Source organism: Mycobacterium talmoniae (genome assembly GCF_001854525.1).
Classification (GTDB): Bacteria; Actinomycetota; Actinomycetes; order Mycobacteriales; family Mycobacteriaceae; genus Mycobacterium; species Mycobacterium talmoniae.
This window is the reverse complement of the sequence record NZ_MLQM01000303.1, coordinates 1-2,653: the sequence shown is the minus strand read 5'-3', so window position 1 is coordinate 2,653 and position 2,653 is coordinate 1. Positions and strand designations below refer to the sequence as shown.

Genomic DNA, 2,653 nt, shown 5'->3' with positions numbered 1-2,653 from the left:
GTTCACTGAGGAAGTCCGCGCGAAAGACCGACGTCGTCTCTACGGTGACGTCGTCAGTGGTTTGGTCGTTGTCGTTTTCCGTCACCCGCTGCTCCTCACTGGCCGCTGTGGCGTTCTCTGATGGGGTCCGCTCGGCCACCTCCGCGGCGGTCTTGCCGCCGCTGAGTCGACCGTACCGCGCAGCGGTCCACAATGTGCCCACCATGGCAAGGCCGGCGTTGTCGGCGGAGCGCTGCGCTGGATTGCTCGGCTCCTCCGCACGCCGCTGAGGGCATGCATCGTCGCCGAGCTAGCAGGCACCCTAACAATTATCATTCGGTCAGCGTGCCGCGGTAGCCGTCGGCGTCCAACAGCGCGCCGAGCGTGGCGTCCAGACCCGCGCCGTCGGCGTCGTCGACCTGGAGGTCCACCAGCCAGCCCGCGCCGTAGGGGTCGGAGTTCACCAGTTGCGGGCTGGCGTCCAGGTCGCCGTTGACGGCAACGACTTTCGCGGACAGCGGGGCGAACAAATCCGACACCGACTTGGTGGATTCCACCTCGCCGAACGACTCCCCCGCCGTCACGGCGCCGCCCACCTCGGGCAGCTGGACGAACACCACGTCGCCCAGCGCGGACTGAGCAAAGTCGGTGATGCCCACCCGCACGGTGTTATCCCCGGTGCGGCGAACCCATTCGTGTTCGGCGGTGTAGTGCAGGTCGGCTGGGACGTCGCTCACGATGGTCCTGTTCTTCTCGGCGTATTCACTTGACGGGCTGAGCGTATTGGCGGGGTTTCGGTTGCCGCAAGGCGGTGACCTCGACCCGTTCGGCTTGCTGCACCGACATGGCGCCGCCGACCCGTTTGACGCTGTCGACCGCCCCGCCGGGAATGTTCATCGCCGCCGCCAGGGTCGGTGAATCGCCAATCGCGATAACCGAATACGGCGGGGTCAAAGTGGTGCCGTCGATCTCCAGCGCGCCGCCGGCGCCGGTCACCCAGGTGCTGACCCCCACCCGCACCGCCTGGGCCGCGTCGCGGATCTCCAGCGCCTCGGCGCCGGCGGCCCGCAGCTCGTTGATCACGTCGAGCATCGCCTCGGGCGCCACCCCGTGCCGGGGATCGTCGATGGTGATGGTGACGCCGGGACCGCTGGCCCCGACGGTGCCGATCAGAATGGCCAGGGCTGCCAGCCGGTCCTGGGCGTTTTTGATGGCGGCCTGGTCGTTGCTGCCCGACTGCTGCAGGGTGACCAGGGTTTGCTGCAGGTCGCTCACCTCGGTGTTGAGCGCCGCCTCGCGTTGCCGCAGCGAATCCAGCAGCACCAGCAGGTCGGCGGGCCGCGCCGTTTCCAGGGAGTCGCCGGAGTCGTTCTGGCGGACCTGGGTCGCGATGGCCACCCCCAGCAGCAGGCACAGCACGATGGCCAGCACCGCGAACACCGGCTGGGCGCGGGCGCGCCGCAGCAGGCCGAACAGCCCGCGTTGCTGCAGCGGCCCGATCTCGGGTTGCGGGCTGTGCGGCGGCAGCTCGTGCCGGCCGTGCGCGACGGTGTCGGCGTGCTGCCCCGAGTCGGTGTGGTCGCTGCGTTCGCTCACCGTTAGGCCCCGAACAACCGGCGCCGCAGCGCGGCGGCGTTACCGAAGATGCGAATGCCCAGCACCACGATGATCGCGGTCGACAGCTGGGTGCCCACCCCGAGTTGGTCCCCGACGTAGACGATCAGCGCGGCCACCAGAACGTTGAAGACGAACGAGATCACGAAGACCTTCGGGTCGAAGATGCGCTCCAGGTAGGCCCGCAGCCCGCCGAACACCGCATCGAGCGCGGCCACCACCGCGATCGGCAGATACGGCTGGACCACCTCGGGCACGCTGGGATGGAAAACCAACCCCAACACGATGCCGACGGTCACCGCCACGATGCCGATCATCGGCGTCCACTTCCGGTCACTAGGCCCCAATCTGCTTGGCGAATTTGACATCCCGGACGGCTCCGGCGGGCAGTACCAGTCCATCACCGGAGCTGACGGCGACACCGACCCCGTAGGACATCTCCAGTAGGCGCAGACGATACAGGCCGGGGCTGCGGTCGAAAGCATCTTGCATGGCGTGTGGCGGGCCGATCGCCAGGATGGTGTAGGGGCTGCTGATCGGGATGTTGTCGACCAGGATCGCCCCGCCGGCCTGCCGGATGGTCACGTTCGGCCCGATCCGCACCCCGTCGACCGCGATCGCCTCGGCGTCGCTGGCCCACAGCGAGTTGACCACCAGCTGCAGGTCGCGGTCCAAAATGATCTGCTGGCTGCCGGCCACCCGTTGTTTGGACACGTCCGACAGGTTGCGGCTGACCCCGGGATCGGTGACGGTCACGGTCAACCCGGGGCCGATGACCTGGTTGCTGGCGCCGGCCAGGGAAAGCTGGTCGAGGCGGGCCAGCAGGTCGCGGCCCTCGGCGTCGTCGTTGAGTTGACGCCGCTGCAGCTCGTCGACCTGGGTGGACAGCGCGTTGCGCCGCCCGGCCAGGTCGTGGGTGGACGCCTCCGCCGAGCGCACACTGCCGGCCAGCACCTGCTGGGCGGCCCGCACCCCCGGCTCCAGCGTGCGGGCCTGCGCCACCGCGGCGGCGAACACCGCGGCCACCAGCAATACCGCCAACGCTTGCCATACCCACCCG

Annotated in this window: 4 protein-coding genes and 1 pseudogene; all 5 read right to left on the bottom strand. The window is 69.0% G+C overall.

The window, feature by feature from the left end; genetic code table 11:
- A pseudogene (locus BKN37_RS30100) lies at positions 1–193 on the bottom strand (hypothetical protein); the annotation flags it as partial.
- Positions 194–311: 118 nt separating this feature from the next.
- Entirely contained in the window at positions 312–716 is a 405-nt protein-coding gene (gcvH, locus tag BKN37_RS26770; protein ID WP_071030291.1) for a glycine cleavage system protein GcvH, read from the bottom strand.
- A 25-nt stretch (positions 717–741) separates the two neighbouring features.
- A complete protein-coding gene (locus tag BKN37_RS26765) occupies positions 742–1,575 on the bottom strand; it encodes a DUF881 domain-containing protein (protein WP_071030288.1) in 834 nt (277 codons plus the stop codon).
- Positions 1,576–1,577: 2 nt separating this feature from the next.
- Entirely contained in the window at positions 1,578–1,910 is a 333-nt protein-coding gene (locus BKN37_RS26760; protein ID WP_071030286.1) for a small basic family protein, read from the bottom strand.
- Between the two features lie 19 nt (positions 1,911–1,929).
- A partial coding sequence (locus tag BKN37_RS26755; RefSeq protein WP_071030285.1) for a DUF881 domain-containing protein occupies positions 1,930–2,653 on the bottom strand: 724 nt, incomplete at its 5' end.

What these genes read in the sequence shown, in the direction of transcription:
- BKN37_RS26760 (WP_071030286.1), bottom strand. Translation starts at nt 1,910, where the DNA reads ATGATCGGCATCGTGGCGGTGACCGTCGGCATCGTGTTGGGGTTGGTT.